Origin of the sequence: Pantoea sp. MBLJ3 (assembly GCF_000816655.1) — a bacterium.
GTDB classification, from domain to species: domain Bacteria; phylum Pseudomonadota; class Gammaproteobacteria; order Enterobacterales; family Enterobacteriaceae; genus Pantoea; species Pantoea eucalypti.
Map to the genome: position 1 here is coordinate 869,737 of NZ_JSUT01000005.1, position 19,463 is coordinate 889,199.

Consider the following 19,463-nt stretch of genomic DNA (forward strand, 5'->3'; position numbering starts at 1 on the left):
GCAGAGAGGCGGGGGCAGCGATGTGTTACCACGTCCTGAATGGCGCGAAGTGGCGGCGGATCTGGGTCGTTGGCGATCTGCATGGTTGCCGTCGCGAACTGGATCTATTGCTGGAGCAGCATAAGTTTGATCCGCAGCAGGACTTACTGATTTCGGTTGGCGACATTATCGATCGCGGGCCGGACAGTCTGGGTTGTCTGGCGCTGCTGCAGGAACCCTGGTTTCGCTGCGTACGGGGAAATCATGAGGAAATGGCGCTGTCGGCGTTGCAGGGCCAGGAGATGGCGCTCTGGCAGATGAACGGGGGAGACTGGTTTTTTCGTCTGCGTGGCGCGGCGCTGATCGCGGCACGTCACGCGCTGCGCCGCTGCCGCGAGCTGCCGCTGATCCTTCATCTGCAACTCGGCGAGCGCATTATTGTCATTGCTCATGCGGATTATCCTGCTCAGGAATACGCGCTCAATAAGCCACTCGACTGGCAACAGGTGGTCTGGAGCCGTCAGCGGCTGGAGGGTATTGAGTCAGGTGAACAGGCAGGCATCCGTGGCGCGGACGCCTTTTACTTTGGTCACACGCCACTAAAACAATCGCTGACGATTGCCAATCTGCACTATATCGATACCGGTGCAGTGTTTGGCAATCATCTGACCCTGCTGCGACTAAAATGAGTTACCGGAACAGGCGTCCGTCGCGAACCAGTTCACGTGGGTAGCTGTTCTTGATGCGGGTACCGACTTTCTTTGCCAGCCCCAGCGGCTGGTGCTGATACGTCACAATCATCTCGTTGTTTGCGGGTGCGGTTTCCGGATAGATATCCCGGCCGCGATACCACTCTTCCGCCTCTGCCGCCGTTAGCTCAAAGGTCTGCGTCGTATCGGGCTGCGCCAGTGCAATCACCGCTTCATGTTGCCAGCGATAGCCTTTGGCAAACGTTTCTGCCAGCTTCAGGCCAATGCGTGAAAACCGCACTTTGCCAAGCAGCGGGGTGACGGCTTTAGGGAATAGCCAGATCTCTTTATCACGCTGCCACAGCTCCAGTGAGTCATCCCATCTTATAGAGACGGCCGCGGCGGCCTGCGCGATCTCACTTTCCAGTTTGCGGCTAAGGTGAGAGAAGGGCAGCTTACCGACTTTATAACCTGGCACTGGAAGGGGCTCGACCGATGCGGTTTTACGCAGACGGGCCACGAAGAAACCTTCGCTGTCGAACATCTGCGGGAAGACATGCAGATAACCTTCTGGCGTCGCGGCCTTTTCGGCACCGCTAAACAGCCCCTCCAGCGGCACGACCTCAACTGCATCCGGGTAGCGCTGCAACAGCCAGTCAATCACCTGCTGATTCTCAATCTGGTTCAGGGTACAGGTCGAGTAAACCAGCGTGCCGCCCGCTTTGAGTGCGTGAAAGGCGCTGTCGAGCAGATCGCGCTGAGTATCGGCGATCGCTTCTGTGCTGGCCAGCGACCAGTTTTTCAGCGCGTCAGCATCTTTGCGAATCACCCCTTCGCCGGAGCAGGGCGCGTCGAGCAGGATGGCGTCGAACTGTTCCGGCAATGCTGGGCCAAATACCCGCGCGTCAAAGTGCGTTAAGGCACTGTTGCTGACGCCGCAGCGGCTGATGTTGGCGTGCAGCACTTTTACCCGGCTGGAGGAGAATTCGTTTGCCAGGATAACGCCCTGATTGCCCATCCGCGCAGCGATCTGGGTGGTTTTAGAACCCGGCGCCGCCGCCATATCCATCACCGCGCTGACCTCTGGCTGAGTGTCAAACAGGGCGGTTACCGGCAGCATGGAGCTGGCTTCCTGAATGTAGAACAGGCCGCTGAGGTGCTCAGCGACGCTGCCCAGCGGCAGGCTCTCATCTTCCCGGCTGATCCAGAATCCCTCTTCGCACCACGGCACGGGCGTCAGCTGCCAGCCATAACCTGCAGTCTGGCTCAGGAAATCGGCCACGCTTATCTTCAGGGTATTGACGCGAATACTGCGGCGCAGGGGTTGCTGACTGTACGCAATAAATTGCGCGAAGCTCCCCTCATCGGGCAGGCTCTGACGCATTAACGAGAGAAAATCGGCGGGGAAAAACGAAGAAGCTTCGGACACGGGCACATTCCAGTTAAGGCAAAGGCGGCAGTGTATCATGCGGAAAGGAAACGGGTAGCCTTGCTGCCCGTTTGAGGCTGCTGACAAACCCAAATCAGGGTGAATCTGGCCGCAACGGATAAACTCAACGCGCAGGGAACACGGGCAGAAGAGGAAAGCGTCCCGCGCCAGGGACGGCGAGGGCCGGGCATCCCTGGCATGCTCAGCGCGGCCCATCCCTGGGCCGCGATGCTTTGCTACAGGCGTATACTCCCATCGCTTTACGTTTCGAGCCGTCTGAAAGAAGCGGCCCGTTCAGACTCAATTAGCGCGGAGACGGAATCGCCGTTCCCCAGTTACGCCACTCTTTCGGCGCTTCATCCTGCAGCAGGAAGTGTTTATCCGGATTCGCCTGCGGTGCCAGCGGCACCGTCGGCGGCGTCGCAAACTGAATGCCACCCCGAATAAACTGCTGGAAGGTACCGGTTTTCACCACGCCGCCCACCAGGCCGAAGTCGAGGTTGTAACCGGACGCCTGCCAGAACACCGAGTTATTACGCACCAGATGCTGGTACTTCTTACTGATGCGCAGGGCGATCTGCACGCGATCTGCCATCGTACCCAGCGAGGTGCCGGTCACCGTACCCACTTCGACACCGCGGAACAGCACCGGCGTGCCCAGCGACAGCGAGCCTGCCTCCGTGGCATCAACATAAATGTTCAGGCCATTCAGGTAACGTGAATCGGTTATCGTGCTCTCCTGCAGCTCGAAGGTGCGCACCGCACCGCCTTTGCCTGGATCCACGTTAACGTAAGGCTGCAACAGGGTTTCCAGATGATTCACTCCGGTGGCGGAAATCTCTGGTGAAACCACGGAGAAACGGCTGCCGAGACGGGCGAAATCATTCACATACTCCGGATAGAGCACCGCTTTCGCTACGACCTGGTTGTTATCTTTGCTCAGCGACAGTGACTCCACCTGGCCGACATTAATTCCCAGATAACGAATCGGCATACCGGCCGAGAGCTTACTGGCGTCGTAGGTGTGCAGCGTAATCTGACTGCCCACCGCGCGTGCCGCCGTCTCAGACGGATAGAGCACGCGTTTTGCCCCTTTGGCCGACTGCGCACCACTCATATTGTCGAAGCTGATTGCGCCTTTCAGCGCACGGTTAAGCGGCGATGCCTGCACCGTCAGGCCGCTGCCGTTAAGGCTCACACGTGCGCCGCCCTCAGCCCAGAACACGCTCTCGCTGGTCAGTAGCTTGCGATATTCCGGCTGGATATGGACCGCAATATCAAAGGCATCCGCGCGCGGTGTGACTTTGACAATTTCACCCACCTGATACTTGCGATAAAGCACGACAGAACCGGCCTGCACGTCGGGCAGACTGTTGGCGGTCAGCGTCAGCGTTGTAGAAGGGCCATCACCCGTGATGCCTTCTTCCGCTTTTTCAGCATCAGCGAACAGCGGATAGGCACTTTTCGGCTCACCTTTTTTGCCCGGATCCAGCCGGATACCGCCATCCACCCACTCACGGGCGCTGGCGCCTAACACCTGCATGCCATCAAGGCCAAACTTCACATCAAGCCGGCTGTTAACGATAAATTTGCTGTCGCCATGCACCAGATCGCGATTTTCAGGATTAACCGCCACCACGAAATTAACGCCATTTTCATCCAGCGAACGTGATATCACCTGGCCAATCTGCATACCGTGCAGCATCAGCGGCTGGCCCTGGTCGATACCATAACTCTCCGGTGCACTGAGTTTGACCGTCAGCACGTTAGGTTTCTGCAGCAGGGTCTCGCTGGATGGCAGCACGGTGAAGTGCTGTTGCGGCTCGCCTTCGCCAGGCACCAGTTCCAGCGTGTTGCCGGTCAGCAGGGAGCTGAGGCTGGTATCCGTCAGGCTGATTTTCGGGCTGTGCATCTCAATGCGGGTGCCGCTGCGCATCAGACCCACCACGGAAGGATCGATGGTCAGCTCGCCGGTGACTTTGCCGCCATCCAGCAGGTTCAGTTTGGTCAGTGTGCCGACCTCCAGGCCCTGATACATCAGCGGAGTGCTGTCTGCCTTAAGATTTTTTCCGTCAGGCAGGTCCAGTGTGATCTGAACGCCACGCTGACTGTGTGCCAGATCGGGATAGAGCCGGTAATTCTGCTCCGCTTTGGCGGTTTCCGAACCCTGAGGGGAGTCAAACGCAATTGCACCATTCACCAGCGCTGCCAGGCTCTCCAGCTGGACTTTAGCGCCGCTCAGGCTGACGTCAGCATTGACGCCCGACACGTTCCAGAAGCGGCTGTTGGTCTTCACCAGATTGATAAAGCGACGGTCAATCAGTACATCAATTGCCACACCATCAGCCTTATTATCAATGCTGTAGTCATAAACACGGCCAACCGGAATTTTGCGGTAATAGACCAGCGAGCCGGTATTGAGCGAGCCAAGATCCGGCGCATGCAGATGAATCATCAGTTCGCCGGTATTCACGCGATATTTAGGCTGAGTATCCAGCGCGGTAAACGCCTCGCTGGGTTTACCTTTGCCTGGCATCATCCCGATATAGTTACCGCCGACCAGCGCATCCAGCCCCGACACACCTGCCAGTGAGGCTTTAGGCGTCACCAGCCAGAACTGCGTGTCTTCACGCAGCGCGTCGCGCATATCGCTTTTGATGCTGGCTTTAATCTGAATGCGGCGATAATCGTCGCTGAGATTAATGCCCTGCACGGTGCCCACTTCCACACCCTGATACCGGATCGGTGTGCGGCCCGGCACGATACCATCCGCCGTCTGGAAATTGATGGTGATGGTGGTGCCGCGCTCCTGATAGTTAGCCCAGAGCAGCCAGCCTGCGATGAGCATCGCAATGATAGGCAGCAGCCAGAAAGGCGAAATTTTACGCTTATTGCGCAGCGTGGCGTTAGTCGGTGTAGTCGGCGTTTCCTGTTGCATGTGCATCCCAGAGCAGGCGGCTGTCCAGCCACTCAACAGACATAATGGTCAGGATGACGGCCGCGCCAAAAAACAGCGCCGCCGGTCCCATGGTAAAAGCCAGCAGCTGATCACGGTTGACCAGCGACATGGTTAACGAAATGACAAACAGATCGAGCATTGACCAGCGGCCAACCCAGGTGACAAAGCGTAGCAACCGGATGCGGGTTCTCAGCCCCTGTTCACAGCGAAAATGAATACTGAGCAACAGCGTCAGCATCACCAGCACCTTGATAAAGGGCACTAAAATACTGGCGATAAAAACAATTGCTGCCACCGGAATGTTGCCTTCAGCCAGCCCCAGGATGCCGGAAAAGATCGTGTCTTCACGCCGTGAACCATTCAGATAAACCACGGAAATGGGCATCAGGTTCGCAGGAATCAGCAGCACAATCGAGGCGATCAGTGCGGCCCAGGATTTCTGAAGGCTGTGACGGCGCCGGAAGTCGAGCGGCGTATGGCAGCGCGGGCAGCGGCCCCGTTCATCGGCTACGCCCGTGTTGTGACAGTTCAGACAGACCTGCATCTCGTTGCGGGCCATATTGCCGGGACTTTGCGGGTAGAAATGCTCCCACAGCTGCTCAATATTCAGGTGGATCATCGTGAGCACGCTCAGTACCGTCAGGGCAATGTAAGCTGCCAGCCCGTAACCGATCTCCAGCGACGCATAGTCCTGCACTTTAATCGACGCCACGGCGATGCCGATCAGATAGATATCGAGCATGACCCACTCTTTCAGCTTCTCCAGCATCAGCAGCACCGGTCGCAGGTTCATACCAAGCTGATGACCAATGCCGAGATAACAGATGCCAGCCACCAGCGTCACCGGTGCGCCGATGGTGCAGAACGCCACCATTGAGGCGGTCAGTACATCACCCTGCTGGGTCATCTGGATCACGCCTTCCAGCACGCTGGCATTGATGCGCATGCCAAGCAGCCGGATATCCACCAGCGGCAATGAGAATGCAAAGGGCATCAATACCATCATGGTGGCGGCCATCGCCATAAGGCGAGTCATTGACCAGTCCCGACCACTGAGAATCTCGGCGTTACAGCGCGGGCAATAAGCCGACTGATGCGATTTCACATCCGGTAAGGAAAAAAGGGTATCGCATTGCGGGCAACGCTGATAACGTGCGTGAGGCAATGTCTGGCTGATAGCGTGAATTTTCATAGGGTGATGCAATCTTCGCTCTTCAGAAGTAACAGATATCGGTCATTAAGACATTGTCTGTGTGCCTGTCTCGGGCATCACGCTTCGATCCACAGAATGCTAAGGGTATAGCAACTAACGCTATGATTCACCTTGTGGCTCTGGATATTTAAAACTTATTTTTAACGAACGGTCTGTATCTCCTGTACAGATGTCATTGGTAACGGTTGGATAATGAACAAAACTGCCTTTTACGCCGATTTGAATCGCGATATGCGCGCCTTACTGGCGGGAGAAACGGCGTTCCTCGCCGCGATGGGAAACTTCAGCGCGCTGCTGTATGAACGTCTCGATGGCGTGAACTGGGCGGGTTTCTACCTGCTGACGGAAGCCGATACGCTGGTGCTGGGTCCTTTCCAGGGCAAAATTGCCTGTGTGCGGATTCCGGTCGGTAAAGGTGTGTGTGGCACGGCGCTGGCAGAAGAAAAAGTGCAACGCGTTGACGATGTGCATGCCTTCCCGGGCCACATTGCCTGTGACGCTGCCAGCAATGCTGAGATTGTGATTCCTCTGAAAGTGAATGGCACGGTGGTTGGCGTGCTGGACATCGACAGCGTGACATACAATCGCTTTGACAGCGAAGACGAATCGGGGCTGGTCACACTGACTGATGGGCTTTGTGAAGTGCTTGCGAACAGCGACTTAGAAAAATATCTGCAGCTGACGCGCAGCTAATCGACTGGATCACATGGCATTTAGCGATGTTGTCATTATAATGTCGCCTGTTCATGCCTGCGCTGGTCGGCAAACCCGTTGTAATCAGGAAATTTCATGGAAAATCAACCTAAGTTGAATAGCAGTAAAGAAGTCATCACTTTTCTGGCGGAGCGCTTTCCGCACTGCTTTAGCGCTGAAGGTGAAGCGCGTCCGCTCAAAATCGGTATCTTTCAGGATCTGGTCGAGCGTGTTCAGGGCGAAATGGGTCTGAGCAAAACACAGCTGCGTTCCGCGCTGCGTCTTTATACGTCAAGCTGGCGTTATCTGTACGGCATTAAAGCCGGTGCTATCCGTGTCGATCTCGACGGCAACGCCTGTGGCGTGCTGGATGAGCAACACGTAGAGCATGCACGCAAGCAGCTGGAAGAAGCGAAAGCCCGAGTCCAGGCGCAGCGTGACCAGCAGCGCGCTGCACGTCGTGAAGCCGGTGAAAGCGAAGAGGGCGCAGCACCGCGTCGTCCACGCAAGCCCGCGGCTCGTAAGCCTGCAGAAGGTGACGCTGCGCGTAAACCGCGTCCGCAGACCACTGCAGCACCGCGTGCGACTGCTTCACAGCATCGCAAGCCAGCCCCACGTCCGGAGCAGGAAGCCCGACCCATCACTGATACCTCAACTTTGCAACCCGGCCAGAGTATTAAAGTTAAAGCAGGCAAAAGTGCGATGGACGCTACCGTTCTTGAAGTATCAAAAGACGGCGTTCGGGTCCAGCTCGCTTCCGGCATGGCAATGATTGTGCGCGCAGAACACTTGCAGTTCTGAAACGGAGGCTAACCCCGGCATGAACACCCTTTTTAAAGTTGGACTTATTGCGGGCCTGCTATTAGCAGGCCCATCCTTCGGCGCAGAGAACATTACGCGCGCCGACCAGATTCCCCAGCTTCACGAAGACCCGCAGGATCCCACTGTCAGTGAGCGCGTCACGTCGCGCTTTACCCGTTCCCACTATCGCCAGTTCGATCTGGATCAGAACTTTTCAGCGAAAATTTTTGATCGCTATCTGAACATGCTCGACTACAGCCACAATGTGCTGCTGGCATCGGATGTGGCGCAGTTTGCCAGCAAAAAAACCACCGTGGGCGATGAGCTCCGCAGTGGCAAGCTGGATCTTTTTTACGATATTTATAATCTGGCGCAGAAGCGCCGTTTTGAGCGCTATCAGTATGCGCTGACGGTGCTGGCGCGTCCGATGAATTTCAGCGGCAATGACACTATCGACATTGACCGCGCCAAAGCGCCATGGCCGAAAAATGAGGCTGAACTAAACGCGCTCTGGGATGCCAAGGTTAAATATGACCAGCTGAGCCTGAAGCTGGCCGGTAAAGACGACAATGAGATTCGCGACGTTCTGACTAAGCGTTACAACTTCGCGATCCGCCGTCTGGCCCAGAGCAACGGTGAAGATGTTTTCCAGCTGGTGATGAACGCTTTCGCCCGCGAAATCGATCCCCACACCAGCTATCTGTCGCCGCGTAACACCGAGCAGTTCAACACGGAGATGAGCCTCTCTCTGGAAGGCATCGGTGCGGTTCTGCAGATGGATGACGACTACACCGTGATCAACTCAATGGTGGCAGGCGGTCCGGCAGCGAAAAGCAAAGCCATAACCGTTGGCGATCGCATTGTGGGTGTCGGGCAGCCAGGCAAGCCAATGGAAGATGTTATCGGCTGGCGTCTTGATGATGTTGTTGCAAAAATCAAAGGGCCTAAAGGCAGCAAAGTGCGCCTGGAAGTTCTGCCAGCCGGTAAGGGCACGAAAACCCGTACTGTCACGCTGACGCGTGAGAAAATCCGTCTGGAAGACCGTGCGGTGAAGTTGACCATTAAAAATGTCGGCAAGCAGAAAGTCGGCGTGCTCGATATTCCTGGCTTCTATGTCGGTCTGACCGACGACGTGAAGGTCCAGCTGCAGAAATTGCAGAAACAGAACGTCGACAGCGTGGTCATCGACCTGCGTACCAACGGCGGCGGCGCGCTGACCGAAGCGGTATCCCTTTCCGGCCTGTTTATTCCGAGTGGTCCGGTGGTGCAGGTTCGCGACAACAATGGTCGGGTGCGCGAAGACAGCGATAACGACGGCGTTGTTTACTATAAAGGTCCGCTGGTGGTGCTGGTCGATCGCTTCAGCGCCTCAGCCTCTGAGATCTTCGCTGCCGCGATGCAGGATTATGGTCGTGCAGTGATTGTTGGCGAGCCAACCTTTGGTAAAGGCACCGTTCAGCAGTATCGCTCTCTGAACCGCATCTATGATCAGATGCTGCGTCCGGAGTGGCCAGCGTTAGGCTCCGTTTCTTATACCATCCAGAAGTTCTATCGCATTAACGGCGGCAGTACACAGCGCAAAGGCGTCACGCCGGATCTGCTGATGCCAACCGGCGTAGAAGCGGCTGAAACCGGTGAGAAATTTGAGGATAACGCACTGCCGTGGGACAGCATCAAAGCGGCAACCTACACCAAAACCGGTGATGTTAAACCGCTAGTTGCGCAGCTGACGAAGCAGCATGCTGATCGCATCGCACAGGATCGCGAGTTCCAGTACATCATGAAGGACATTGCCCGTTACAATGCCCTGAAAGATAAGCGCAATATCGTGTCACTTAATCTTGCTCAGCGCGAGAAAGAGAACCACGAAGATGATGCCTCACGACTGGAGCGCATCAACGCGCGCTATCAGGCAGAAGGCAAAAAACCGCTGAAAAACCTGGATGAGCTGCCGAAAGATTATAAAGAGCCGGATCCGTATCTCGACGAGACGGTGAAGATCGCAAATGATCTTGCCCAGCTTGAGAAATCCCAGCCAGACGCACCCGCGGCGAAATAAGCCGCTGTTGCCAGAAAAAGCACCGCTAAGCGGTGCTTTTTTTTTGCGTCCGTAAAAGTTTCCATTAACCAATGATTAGCGCGCGAGAAGCCGCCTGCAGGCTGGGTTGCTCATCAGGCGTGTCAGAATGTAAAGTTATGTCTTTTTAGGCACTTAAACGTTAAGGTTGCTTGAAAAGCAGCCCAATGCCCATAGGATATGGATCCGCGTATAGGCGCGTGAACTACTGAGGAAGATTAACAAAAATGATGCGTATTGCTCTTTTCCTGATGACCAACCTGGCTGTGATGTTGGTATTCGGGCTGATTCTCAGCCTGACAGGGATCCAGTCAAGCAGTGTTCAGGGCCTGATGATCATGGCAGGCCTGTTTGGCTTCGGCGGTGCGTTTGTTTCACTGCTGATGTCGAAGTGGATGGCGCTGCGATCGGTTGGCGGTGAAGTGATTGAACAGCCACGCAACGAAACCGAGCACTGGCTGGTGGATACTATTGGCCGTCAGGCCCAGCAGGCGGGCATTGCGATGCCACAGGTCGCAATCTATCACGCACCTGACATCAACGCCTTTGCGACCGGCGCACGACGTAACGCCTCACTGGTTGCTGTCTCAACCGGTCTGCTGCAAAACATGAGCCGTGATGAAGCGGAAGCGGTACTGGCACACGAAGTGTCGCACATCGCTAATGGCGACATGATCACCATGACGCTAATCCAGGGCGTGGTGAACACCTTTGTGATTTTCGTTTCACGCATTCTGGCGCAGATCGCGGCAGGCTTTATGTCCGGCAACCGTGATGGTGAGGAGAGCAGCAACGGCAATCCGCTGGTCTACTTTGCGGTGTCGATGGTGCTGGAACTGGTGTTTGGTATTCTCGCCAGCATCATTACCATGTGGTTCTCCCGTCACCGTGAGTTCCATGCCGATGCCGGTTCAGCGAAGCTGGTTGGTCGTGAGAAGATGATTGCGGCGTTACAGCGTCTGAAAACCAGCTATGAACCGCAGGAGCCGAGCAGCATGATGGCGTTCTGCATCAACGGCAAAGGCAAATCATTCAGTGAGCTGTTTATGTCGCATCCGCCGTTAGATAAGCGTATTGAAGCACTGCGCAGCGGTCAGTATCTGAAGTAGCACTAAGCAGAGCAAATAAGGCGACCCGCGGGTCGCCTTTTCTGTTTTAGAAATCAGCATCAGATTGAATCTGACAGCAATATCTTAGCTCCAGTATCTTAGCTCAAAGAGCAGGGAACCCAGAGAGAGGAGGATAACGTCCCGACGCCTGTACAAAAACGCCGGGAGCGTTTTTAAACAACGCAAAGCGTTGGCCCGTTTATGGGCGCACATCAGGGATGAGGTGCGTAATCGTGCAGGACGACCGTCTTGGATGACAGTCGTCTTTTTGATTTGTCAGGGTTCCCTGTGCAGACCCGGCCTTGCAGCGAATCGGTTCACATGCTGTAAGGCGTTCGCTTTTTCGCTGCCATCAGGCGCGGGTCTGCGTCATGCGCGACACGCTCACCAGCGCCGCCACGGCGGCAAAGCTGCCCGCCAGCAGCAGCGAAACGTGCGTGCCACGCTCATCAAACAGATTAAACATCAGCGCAACCAGCGCAGCACCCATACTCTGACCCAGCAGGCGCGCGGTACCCAGCATGCCGCTGGCAGCGCCGCTGCGGTTACGTGGAGCAGAGGTGACAATTGTGTGGTTGTTAGGTGACTGGAACAGCCCAAAACCGGCACCGCACAGCATCATGCGCCAGATAATATCACCATCGCCAGGGTTTGCTGGCAGCCAGGCGAGCAGGAACAGCCCCAGGGCGAACATCGCCAGCCCGATTCCTCCCAGCAGCCCGGCATGCACCCGCTCAATCAGCCGGCCGGCTATTGGCGCAAACACCATGGTCGCCAGCGGCCAGGGCGTCAGAAGTAAACCGGTTGCCACCTCATCACGCTGCAGGACGTTTTGCAGGAAGAAGGGCAGTGAGACCATCGCCAGCATCTGCGCGCAGAAGGAGCAGACCGACGTGCCCATCGACAGGCTGAAAATGGGGATACGCAACAGATCAACCGGCAGCAGCGGCACCGCCATGTTTAACTGACGACGAATAAAGAACCAGCCTGTCACCAACAGAACAACGACCTCCGACAGCACCAGCAGATGACTCTGACCCTGCGCAAAACCGCTCAATGCGGAGATGATCAGACCAAAGAACAGGGCATTCATGATCGCGCTGGGCACATCAAATTTCTGTGCGGTGGCTTTTTGCGGATTATCGGGCAGTGTGCGCAGCGCCAGCCACAGTGCAATAGCACCCAGCGGGACGTTAATCAGAAACAGCCATTTCCAGCTCGCCACTGACAGAATCGCAGCCGCTACTGTCGGGCCTGCCGCGGTCGACACCGCCACCACCAGCGAGTTAATTGCCATGCCGCGTCCCAGATAGCGCTGGGGATAAATAATGCGTATCAACGCAGTGTTCACACTCATCAGCGCGGCGCCACCTAACCCCTGCAGCACGCGGGCAAAGGTCAGCATGGTTAGCGTGGTCGAGAAGGCGCAGAACAGCGAGGTGGCAATAAACAGCGCCAGGCCGGCCTGGTAGACGCGCCGATAGCCCAGCATATCGCCCAGAAACGAGAGCGACAGCAGCGAGACGATAATCGCAATCTGATAGGCATTCACTATCCAGATTGACTGCGCCGGGCTTGCATTGAGTTCACGCGAAATGGTCGGCAGGGCGACGTTGGCAATCGCGCCATCCAGCACCGCCATGGTCAGCCCGATAGCGATTGTGGCAATAGCCATATAGCGCTGACGGCCTGGTAATCCATCCTGCGGAGGAGAAAGAGTCATAAGTTAATTACTAAAGAGGGTGAATATCATCATGCTAATGAAATTAACGCTGAAATGCAGCGATCGAACGGATAAAAAACTGTCTTAAAATATGACGCATGGGTTAAAGCATTGCTGCCATGCTGCGCCTCACTCTATACTGACTATCCGTTCCATTTTTTTTGAAACAGGTTTAATAAGGTGCGCGATGTCCATTGGTGAAAATGATAAACAGCCTGATTCGGTCTCTTCTGTTCTTAAAGTGTTTGGCATTTTGCAGGCGCTGGGCGAAGAGCGCGATCATGGTATTACTGAGCTCGCGCAGCGCGTCATGATGTCAAAAAGCACCGTCTACCGTTTTCTGCAGACCATGAAGTCGCTGGGCTATGTCACGCAGGAAGGCGAGAGCGAGAAGTACTCACTGACGCTGAAGCTGTTTGAGCTGGGTGCAAAAGCATTACAGAACGTTGATTTAATCCGCAGCGCGGATGTGCAGATGCGTGAGTTGTCGCGTCTGACCAAAGAGACGATTCATCTGGGCGCGCTGGAAGAGGACAGTATTGTCTACATCCACAAAATCGACTCGCTCTATAACCTGCGTATGTATTCACGCATTGGTCGTCGTAATCCGCTGCATACCACTGCGATCGGTAAAGTGCTGCTGGCCTGGCGCGACCGAAGCGAAGTGGAGGAGATTCTACGGGATGTGGAGTTTAAACGTAGCACGGCCAATACGCTGTTAAGCGCGGAGGCGTTGATTACGACGCTGGATCAGGTCAGAGCGCAGGGTTATGGTGAGGATAATGAAGAACAGGAAGAGGGATTGCGCTGCCTCGCCGTGCCGGTATTCGACCGATTTGGCGTGGTGATTGCGGGACTCAGTATCTCTTTTCCCACCATTCGTTTTTCAGAAGATGCCCGTCAGGATTACGTGGCCATGCTGCATCGTGCGGCGCGCACGCTTTCATCAGAGATGGGCTATCACGACTACCCGTTCTGAAAACAGCGGGCCATCCGGCCCGCCATACTACTAGTTATCGATCACTTCTCCGCTTTTCTTCAGCAACGGGCAATCCGTTACGCCCACTACACCACTGTCAGTGTGCAGATACTGCGCGCTGATCACGCCGCGAGCGGTCAGATAACTGCATTGCAGGCCAAGTCCGGCTGCATTTTTAGTGCTGCCGGTTAATACGCCATAGCCGGTAAACAGCATCGCCAGCCAGATCACCGCTAGCAAGCCTATCGTGCGAATCAACAGTTTCATTATGTCTCCTTGTGAAAGATAACTCAGCGCACAACCTGGTGCTGCAGGTTATGATGATATCAGCATGCCTCGGTTTTCAGGCAGGATCGATCAGAGATAACTGAAACGGCAAAATCTGCATTGACGTGATCCCCATTATCTTTTGTGATGGCTAAAGGTAGAATAGGGGGTTGGCGTTTTCACTTTGTTTTATGAGGCAGTTATGAATGAGTTAGCCGCAAATCCGGGACCGCTGGTCAGTTATGGCCTGATGGTCATTATTTTAATTGTGGCGTTTATTGCCTGGTTCTTTGTTAACCGGGCCAGCGTTCGCGCCGGAGAGCAAATTCACTTACTGGCGTCGTTGCTGGAAGAGCAGAAGAAACAGAACCAGTTGCTGCGCCGTCTGATTGAGATGCAGCCCGTCTCCGAGGTCAAAAAAACCGATGAAGATGCGGAGAAACGGGACTTTATCCGGTTAATTCCGGAACGTTAATCACAGCAGAGAGGCAGGATGGCCTGGAAAAATCCGTGGTATGACAGCAGTAAAGCGCACCATACGCCCGAGGGGTTCTGTAGTCCAGAACCGGAGCAGCGCCAGCCAGGCGATCTGCAGCGCTGGCGCAGAGAGCGTAAGGCTCAGGGACTGCCGCATCCTCCACAGCAGGGCTATGCGGCGTTCACCGATCAATGGTGGCAGCCAGCCGACATCCGCGGCAGTGACGATCGCATCTGGTGGCTGGGGCATGCTGCCGTGCTGTTACGGCTGAACGAGCAATATATCCTGATCGATCCTGCACTCGGCTCACGCGCTTCGCCGTTCTCATTTGCCGGACCACAGCGAAAAACACCTGCGCCGCTCAGTATCGCTGATCTGCCGCGTCTGGATGTGGTGTTGATTTCTCATAACCATTACGATCATCTTGATCGGACGACCGTTAAAGCTATTGTCCGGCGTTTCCCTCAGGCAACCTTTATTGTGCCGCTGGGTCTGGCTAAGTGGTGCAGGGCGCGGGGCGTGAAACAGGTGCATCAGCTCGACTGGTGGCAGCAGACTGCGGTCAATGGCCTCTGTTTTGATGCCGTTCCGGCACGTCACTGGAGCATGAGAACGCTACGCGATCGAAATCGTTCGCTCTGGTGCGGCTGGGTTGTGCGGTCTGCCTCCGTACGTTTCTGGTTTTCGGGCGACAGCGGTTATAGCGACAGCCTGCTGGACATTCCGGGCAGACTGGGGCCGTTCAACCTGGCCGCTTTGCCGATTGGCGCCTATGCACCTGAATGGTTCATGGCAAGCCAGCATATGAATCCCGATCAGGCGGTGGCGCTGTGGCAGGCAGCCGGCAGGCCGTTAACGCTGCCGGTCCACTGGGGTGTGTACGAACTGGCCGATGAGTCACTGGATGCGCCACCAAAAGAACTGGCAGATGCGCTGCTGCGGGCAAACGAGCGAAACGACGGCTTCACGCCCTGGCGAATAGGTGAAAGCCGAAGGCTGAATAATGACGCCCAGGAATTATCCTAAACCCTGATGGATAAATAAAAGCCAGTACTTTTTTATCTGATATCAATTTTTCAAATCGAAAGTTAAATTATTAATAAGAAAAATTGTCTTCGATGCTTTTATTTGACGCAAGGCTAATGTGTTACTCATGGTTTTGGTGCAAAAAAATGTTGTTTGTACAAAAATAAACAGCGGTGTACAGGATTGACGTCAGATTTCTGATATCTTCAACCGTTACCGCTTCGCTTAATCATTCTGCAATTGCCATATTTGTGAAATATTAATTTCTTATGGTATCCATCGAATTCATACTGGCAGCCGCAACGTGGCACCGCGCTGGCCGGGCAGGGGCCTTATTCGTGCAGACATGCGTAAACCCACCTGACAGGCAATGTGAGCCTTTTGGCAATTATGTGCACAGGCTCTCTGAGCCCCTAAAAATGGCTTGCCATTATTTTTAGGATATGTGATAACAATTCCTGAGTTAAACGAGGTACAGTTCTGTTTATGCATGGCATCTTCAGTAAAGAAGTACGAGTAAAGACGTTGACGTTGAATACCGCTTCCTTGCCGAACCTTAATTAGTGCCTCATGCAGTAATGTCTCTGGTTTTTCTGTATGACAGCCTTCGGGCTAAATAAACATCTAAAGGAATTTGCAAAATGGCAAAGATTAAAGGTCAGGTTAAGTGGTTCAACGAGTCTAAAGGTTTTGGTTTTATCACCCCTGCTGACGGCAGCAAAGATGTGTTCGTACACTTCTCTGCTATCCAGGGCAATGGTTTCAAAACCCTGGCTGAAGGCCAGAGCGTTGAGTTCGAAATTCAGGACGGCCAGAAAGGCCCGGCAGCAGTTAACGTAACTGCTATCTGATTCGACTCCGCCTCGGTGCGTCGCACCCTGACACGGAATCTCAAAGCCCTGGCTTCTCAGCCGGGGCTTTCTTTATGCTTCCGATGCGTAAACGATAAGGTTACACTGCGCCGCGTTATCTGATGCCGGAGCACCTTATGTCCCTGATTTGCCCTCTTTGCCACTCACCTCTGACCTTCACAAACCGCAGCTGGTGCTGTGAAAATCGCCATCAGTTTGATCAGGCGAAAGAAGGCTACGTCAATTTGCTGCCCGTTCAGCACAAACGCTCACGGGAGCCAGGTGACAGTGCAGAGATGATGCAGGCACGGCGGACGTTTCTTGAGGCAGGCTACTACCAACCGCTTCGTGATCAGGTGGTCAGCCTGCTCAGCCCGGCACTGACCCAGCCGGCGTGCAAAATTCTTGATATAGGCTGTGGCGAAGGCTACTACACCGCCGCACTGGCTGAGGCGGCAGGCGGAGAGGCACAGATTTATGGGCTGGATGTTGCCCGAATGGCTATCCGTCTGGCGGCAAAGCGCTATCCTGCGGTGCGCTTCTGCGTCGCCTCCAGCCAGCGCTTACCCTTTGCCGATCAGGCCCTGGATGCGGTGGTACGCATCTACGCCCCCTGCAATGAAGCAGAACTGGCACGCGTGCTGAAGCCGGGTGGCCTGGTATTGACGGTCACACCTGGCCCGCATCATCTGCAACAGTTTAAAGCGCTGATTTACCGCGAAGTGCAGTTGCATGTGCCGGAGCAGAAAGCGTACCCCGGATTCACGCAGGTGACACAGCAGGCGCTGCGTTACCCGATGGCATTAACCAGTGCAGCCGCGACAACCCTGTTGCAGATGACGCCATTCGCCTGGCGGGCGCGGGAGGAGGTCTGGCAAACGCTGAAGCAGAGCGAGCAGTTCAGCTGCGATGCCGACTTTAGCCTGACGATGTGGCAGCGCGACTAACGCGCTTCTACCAGGGTGTTATAGATGCGCTCCAGATCGTCGAGTTGCTGCACCGCGATCAGCAGTCGACGCTGTTCAAGCTGAATCACCAGAATGCCATCCTCAGAGAGATTCATCCCCTGAATCCGCCGGTAATCGATCCAGACACCGGCGTAAAACAATCCATCATTCTTCATCAGTAGCGTAGGTTTTCGCAGCCAGAAGAGCCAGAACGCCAGAAAACTCAGCATCATCAGCAGAGAGGTGGTGAGCTGCGGGCCGTGATGACTGACGTTGTTCCACAGCAAAATCAGCAGCAGACCGATAAAAATCAGGCTGTCGAGTTTATGCTGCCTGCGCAGCGTGACCCTTAAGCGGGTGGGGCCATGCCGACGCGGCAGAATCGCCTCATGGTAAACGGCAAACCCCATCAGGGCGGCGATACAACACGCAATCAACGCGTCAGTTAAAGACATCACATCTACCTCAAACAGGGTGAGCTCAGCCGGTTGTGGCTCAGCTCACCACGCTTAAAAGCCGGGAGCGCAGGCTCCCGGCCGGGTGAAATTACAGACCGAGCAGGCCGATCCAGTAACCAAAGATACCGATGGCGAAGAAGCCGACGATAATCCACAGCGCGTTCACTTTACGACGCAACAGCCACATACAGCCAAAGGTCAGCAGCAGCGGCACCACGCCCGGCATCAGTTGATCAAGGATCGACTGAACCGTGGTGACGGTGGTTTTACCGGTGGAGTCGGTGATGCGCGAGACGACCAGCGGGATGTTAACGTGCGTCCACTTGTTGACCAGCGCCCCCATGACAAACAGGCCCAGAATCGAGGCGCCCTCCGTGAGCTTCTGCAGAAAACCGCCGCCCATGTCGCTGACAATGTCGATTCCTTTACGATAGCCATACGCCACGCCGTAGTAGCGGGTTAGCAGACGCGCCAGGTTAAACAGCACAAAGAACAGCAACGGCCCCAGCAGACTGCCGCTCATTGCGATACCGGCACCCAGCGCGGCAAACACCGGACGTACCGTGCCCCAGAAGATCGGGTCGCCGACACCGGCCAGCGGTCCCATCAGGCCGACTTTCAGGCCGTTAATCGCCGCATCGTCGATGGGTGCGCCGTTGGCACGCTGCTCTTCCATCGCCATGGTGACGCCCAGTACCGGCGCGGCCACATAAGGATGGGTGTTAAAGAACTCCAGATGACGCTTTATTGCCTGCTTACGCTCATCGTTGTTCTCCGGATAGAGACGGCGGATCACCGGCACCATAGAGAAGCAGAAGCCCAGCGCCTGCATACGTTCAAAGTTCCATGAGCCCTGGAACAGGTTCGAGCGCATAAAGACGGCGCGAACATCTCCGGCTGTCAGTTTCTTTTCGACTTTCGTAATATCAACCATGTGCTCACCTGTTCCTTAATCGAGTTCGTTATCAAGATCGTTTGCGGTTGCTGCACCATTGGGTGCGCCTGCTACACGGTTGTATTTCGGGCTGAGCTGGATGTAGAGCACGGCCATGACCACGCCAATCACGCCCAGCGCCACCAGGTTAAAGTTGGTAAACGCCGCGGTGACGAAGCCGAGATAGAAGAACGGCATCAGGTAGCCTGCGCGCATCATGTTGATGACCATCGCGTAACCGACGACCACAATCATGCCACCCGCGATATTCAGACCGTTAGTGACGACTTCAGGGATAGAACTGAGCAGGGCGTGAACCGCACTGGTGCCGACCGAAATCGCCACAATCAGCGCCGGAATAGCGATACGCATCGCCTGCAATAACAGGGCAGAGACATGGATCCAGGAGATGGCCGTGAGGTTACCTTTTTCGGCGGCTTTATCAGCTGCGTGCTGGAAGGCCACAGTCAGGGTACGCACGATAATGGTCAGCACCTGTCCGGCCGCCGCCAGCGGAATGGCCAGCGCGATACCGGCACCCACACTCTGACCGCCGGCGATCACCAGGATGGTCGAGATAATGGAGGCGAGGGCGGCATCAGGGGCCACGGCGGCACCGATGTTCATCCAGCCCAGTGCAATCATCTCCAGCGTACCACCGATGATAATGCCGGTTTTCATATCACCCAGCACGATACCAATCAGAGTACAGGCCACCAGCGGTCGGTGAAACTGAAACTCATCCAGAATCGACCCCATACCGGCAATGCAGGCGACAATAAAAATTAAAATAATTTGTAGCGAGGTTATTTCCATCATACTTCTTGTCCTCAGCAGGATAACGACGAGCC

18 protein-coding genes are annotated in these 19,463 nt (G+C 55.3%); 10 read left to right on the forward strand and 8 right to left on the reverse strand.

What is annotated here, in order from left to right:
* Positions 1–20 precede the first annotated feature (20 nt).
* Positions 21–668 carry a metallophosphoesterase gene (locus NP77_RS10435; protein ID WP_003852671.1) on the forward strand — a complete coding sequence of 216 codons (648 nt, stop codon included), beginning with the start codon at positions 21–23 and terminating at the stop codon, positions 666–668.
* A 1-nt stretch (position 669) separates the two neighbouring features.
* Here the strand turns inward: NP77_RS10435 and rsmF are convergent, their stop codons facing one another.
* The 3 genes from rsmF to yebS all read right to left on the reverse strand — a co-directional run bounded on the left by rsmF (position 670) and on the right by yebS (position 6,248).
* The gene (rsmF, locus tag NP77_RS10440) at positions 670–2,097 is read right to left on the reverse strand and encodes a 16S rRNA (cytosine(1407)-C(5))-methyltransferase RsmF (RefSeq protein ID WP_197066365.1); all 1,428 of its coding nucleotides are present in this window, start codon (positions 2,095–2,097) and stop codon (positions 670–672) included.
* A gap of 304 nt (positions 2,098–2,401) precedes the next feature.
* Entirely contained in the window at positions 2,402–5,035 is a 2,634-nt protein-coding gene (locus NP77_RS10445; RefSeq protein WP_003852673.1) for a PqiB family protein, read from the reverse strand.
* Positions 5,004–6,248, reverse strand: a complete 1,245-nt coding sequence (gene yebS / locus NP77_RS10450; protein ID WP_033743075.1) for a membrane integrity lipid transport subunit YebS — start codon at positions 6,246–6,248, stop codon at positions 5,004–5,006. Before yebS ends, NP77_RS10445 begins: the two co-directional genes overlap by 32 nt.
* Before the next feature lie 213 nt (positions 6,249–6,461).
* Between yebS and NP77_RS10455 the strand changes: the two genes are divergently transcribed.
* From NP77_RS10455 to htpX, 4 genes are all read left to right on the forward strand, one after another.
* A complete protein-coding gene (locus tag NP77_RS10455; protein ID WP_003852675.1) occupies positions 6,462–6,962 on the forward strand; it encodes a GAF domain-containing protein in 501 nt (166 codons plus the stop codon).
* A 96-nt stretch (positions 6,963–7,058) separates the two neighbouring features.
* Positions 7,059–7,763 carry an RNA chaperone ProQ gene (gene proQ / locus NP77_RS10460; RefSeq protein ID WP_003852676.1) on the forward strand — a complete coding sequence of 235 codons (705 nt, stop codon included), beginning with the start codon at positions 7,059–7,061 and terminating at the stop codon, positions 7,761–7,763.
* 19 nt (positions 7,764–7,782) lie between these two features.
* Positions 7,783–9,822 carry a carboxy terminal-processing peptidase gene (gene prc / locus NP77_RS10465; RefSeq protein ID WP_003852677.1) on the forward strand — a complete coding sequence of 680 codons (2,040 nt, stop codon included), beginning with the start codon at positions 7,783–7,785 and terminating at the stop codon, positions 9,820–9,822.
* Positions 9,823–10,067: 245 nt separating this feature from the next.
* Positions 10,068–10,949: a protease HtpX gene (htpX, locus tag NP77_RS10470; protein ID WP_008925328.1), complete on the forward strand. Its 882-nt coding sequence runs from the start codon at positions 10,068–10,070 to the stop codon at positions 10,947–10,949.
* A 352-nt stretch (positions 10,950–11,301) separates the two neighbouring features.
* Here the strand turns inward: htpX and NP77_RS10475 are convergent, their stop codons facing one another.
* Complete coding sequence (locus NP77_RS10475; protein ID WP_008925327.1) at positions 11,302–12,672, reverse strand: MFS transporter; 1,371 nt, start codon at positions 12,670–12,672, stop codon at positions 11,302–11,304.
* A gap of 187 nt (positions 12,673–12,859) precedes the next feature.
* On the opposite strand from NP77_RS10475, the gene kdgR reads away from it, so the two are divergent.
* A complete protein-coding gene (kdgR, locus tag NP77_RS10480; RefSeq protein WP_003852680.1) occupies positions 12,860–13,651 on the forward strand; it encodes a DNA-binding transcriptional regulator KdgR in 792 nt (263 codons plus the stop codon).
* 30 nt (positions 13,652–13,681) lie between these two features.
* On the opposite strand, the gene NP77_RS10485 is transcribed toward kdgR, so the two are convergent.
* Positions 13,682–13,918: a YobH family protein gene (locus NP77_RS10485; RefSeq protein ID WP_003852681.1), complete on the reverse strand. Its 237-nt coding sequence runs from the start codon at positions 13,916–13,918 to the stop codon at positions 13,682–13,684.
* 202 nt (positions 13,919–14,120) lie between these two features.
* Here NP77_RS10485 and NP77_RS10490 point away from each other — a divergent pair, with 202 nt between their 5' ends.
* The 4 genes from NP77_RS10490 (at position 14,121) to rlmA (ending at position 17,220) form a co-directional block, all read left to right on the forward strand.
* Complete coding sequence (locus NP77_RS10490) at positions 14,121–14,393, forward strand: YebO family protein (protein WP_008925326.1); 273 nt, start codon at positions 14,121–14,123, stop codon at positions 14,391–14,393.
* Positions 14,394–14,411: 18 nt separating this feature from the next.
* Positions 14,412–15,422 (forward strand): MBL fold metallo-hydrolase, encoded by a 1,011-nt coding sequence (locus NP77_RS10495; RefSeq protein WP_039660074.1) that lies wholly within the window; start codon positions 14,412–14,414, stop codon positions 15,420–15,422.
* 641 nt (positions 15,423–16,063) lie between these two features.
* Complete coding sequence (cspE, locus tag NP77_RS10500) at positions 16,064–16,273, forward strand: transcription antiterminator/RNA stability regulator CspE (protein ID WP_003852684.1); 210 nt, start codon at positions 16,064–16,066, stop codon at positions 16,271–16,273.
* Between the two features lie 137 nt (positions 16,274–16,410).
* Positions 16,411–17,220 carry a 23S rRNA (guanine(745)-N(1))-methyltransferase gene (gene rlmA / locus NP77_RS10505; RefSeq protein ID WP_008925324.1) on the forward strand — a complete coding sequence of 270 codons (810 nt, stop codon included), beginning with the start codon at positions 16,411–16,413 and terminating at the stop codon, positions 17,218–17,220.
* Here the strand turns inward: rlmA and NP77_RS10510 are convergent.
* The 3 genes from NP77_RS10510 to NP77_RS10520 form a co-directional block, all read right to left on the reverse strand.
* Positions 17,217–17,675 (reverse strand): DUF986 family protein, encoded by a 459-nt coding sequence (locus NP77_RS10510; RefSeq protein ID WP_003852686.1) that lies wholly within the window; start codon positions 17,673–17,675, stop codon positions 17,217–17,219. The two genes, rlmA and NP77_RS10510, sit on opposite strands and share 4 nt — an antisense overlap.
* Positions 17,676–17,766: 91 nt before the next feature.
* Positions 17,767–18,612: a PTS mannose transporter subunit IID gene (locus NP77_RS10515; RefSeq protein ID WP_003852687.1), complete on the reverse strand. Its 846-nt coding sequence runs from the start codon at positions 18,610–18,612 to the stop codon at positions 17,767–17,769.
* A gap of 15 nt (positions 18,613–18,627) precedes the next feature.
* Positions 18,628–19,428: a PTS mannose/fructose/sorbose transporter subunit IIC gene (locus NP77_RS10520; protein WP_033743088.1), complete on the reverse strand. Its 801-nt coding sequence runs from the start codon at positions 19,426–19,428 to the stop codon at positions 18,628–18,630.
* Between the last annotated feature and the right edge of the window lie 35 nt (positions 19,429–19,463).

Excerpts from the sequence above, each read along its gene's own strand:
- rlmA (WP_008925324.1), top strand. The coding sequence starts at position 16,411 with ATGTCCCTGATTTGCCCTCTTTGCCACTCACCTCTGACCTTCACAAAC.
- NP77_RS10515 (WP_003852687.1), bottom strand. The coding sequence starts at position 18,612 with ATGGTTGATATTACGAAAGTCGAAAAGAAACTGACAGCCGGAGATGTT.
- NP77_RS10510 (WP_003852686.1), bottom strand. The coding sequence starts at position 17,675 with ATGTCTTTAACTGACGCGTTGATTGCGTGTTGTATCGCCGCCCTGATG.
- NP77_RS10485 (WP_003852681.1), bottom strand. The coding sequence starts at position 13,918 with ATGAAACTGTTGATTCGCACGATAGGCTTGCTAGCGGTGATCTGGCTG.
- NP77_RS10520 (WP_033743088.1), bottom strand. The coding sequence starts at position 19,428 with ATGGAAATAACCTCGCTACAAATTATTTTAATTTTTATTGTCGCCTGC.
- prc (WP_003852677.1), top strand. The coding sequence starts at position 7,783 with ATGAACACCCTTTTTAAAGTTGGACTTATTGCGGGCCTGCTATTAGCA.
- htpX (WP_008925328.1), top strand. The coding sequence starts at position 10,068 with ATGATGCGTATTGCTCTTTTCCTGATGACCAACCTGGCTGTGATGTTG.
- cspE (WP_003852684.1), top strand. The coding sequence starts at position 16,064 with ATGGCAAAGATTAAAGGTCAGGTTAAGTGGTTCAACGAGTCTAAAGGT.
- NP77_RS10435 (WP_003852671.1), top strand. The coding sequence starts at position 21 with ATGTGTTACCACGTCCTGAATGGCGCGAAGTGGCGGCGGATCTGGGTC.
- NP77_RS10455 (WP_003852675.1), top strand. The coding sequence starts at position 6,462 with ATGAACAAAACTGCCTTTTACGCCGATTTGAATCGCGATATGCGCGCC.
- NP77_RS10490 (WP_008925326.1), top strand. The coding sequence starts at position 14,121 with ATGAATGAGTTAGCCGCAAATCCGGGACCGCTGGTCAGTTATGGCCTG.
- kdgR (WP_003852680.1), top strand. The coding sequence starts at position 12,860 with ATGTCCATTGGTGAAAATGATAAACAGCCTGATTCGGTCTCTTCTGTT.
- yebS (WP_033743075.1), bottom strand. The coding sequence starts at position 6,248 with ATGAAAATTCACGCTATCAGCCAGACATTGCCTCACGCACGTTATCAG.
- NP77_RS10475 (WP_008925327.1), bottom strand. The coding sequence starts at position 12,672 with ATGACTCTTTCTCCTCCGCAGGATGGATTACCAGGCCGTCAGCGCTAT.
- NP77_RS10445 (WP_003852673.1), bottom strand. The coding sequence starts at position 5,035 with ATGCAACAGGAAACGCCGACTACACCGACTAACGCCACGCTGCGCAAT.
- NP77_RS10495 (WP_039660074.1), top strand. The coding sequence starts at position 14,412 with ATGGCCTGGAAAAATCCGTGGTATGACAGCAGTAAAGCGCACCATACG.
- proQ (WP_003852676.1), top strand. The coding sequence starts at position 7,059 with ATGGAAAATCAACCTAAGTTGAATAGCAGTAAAGAAGTCATCACTTTT.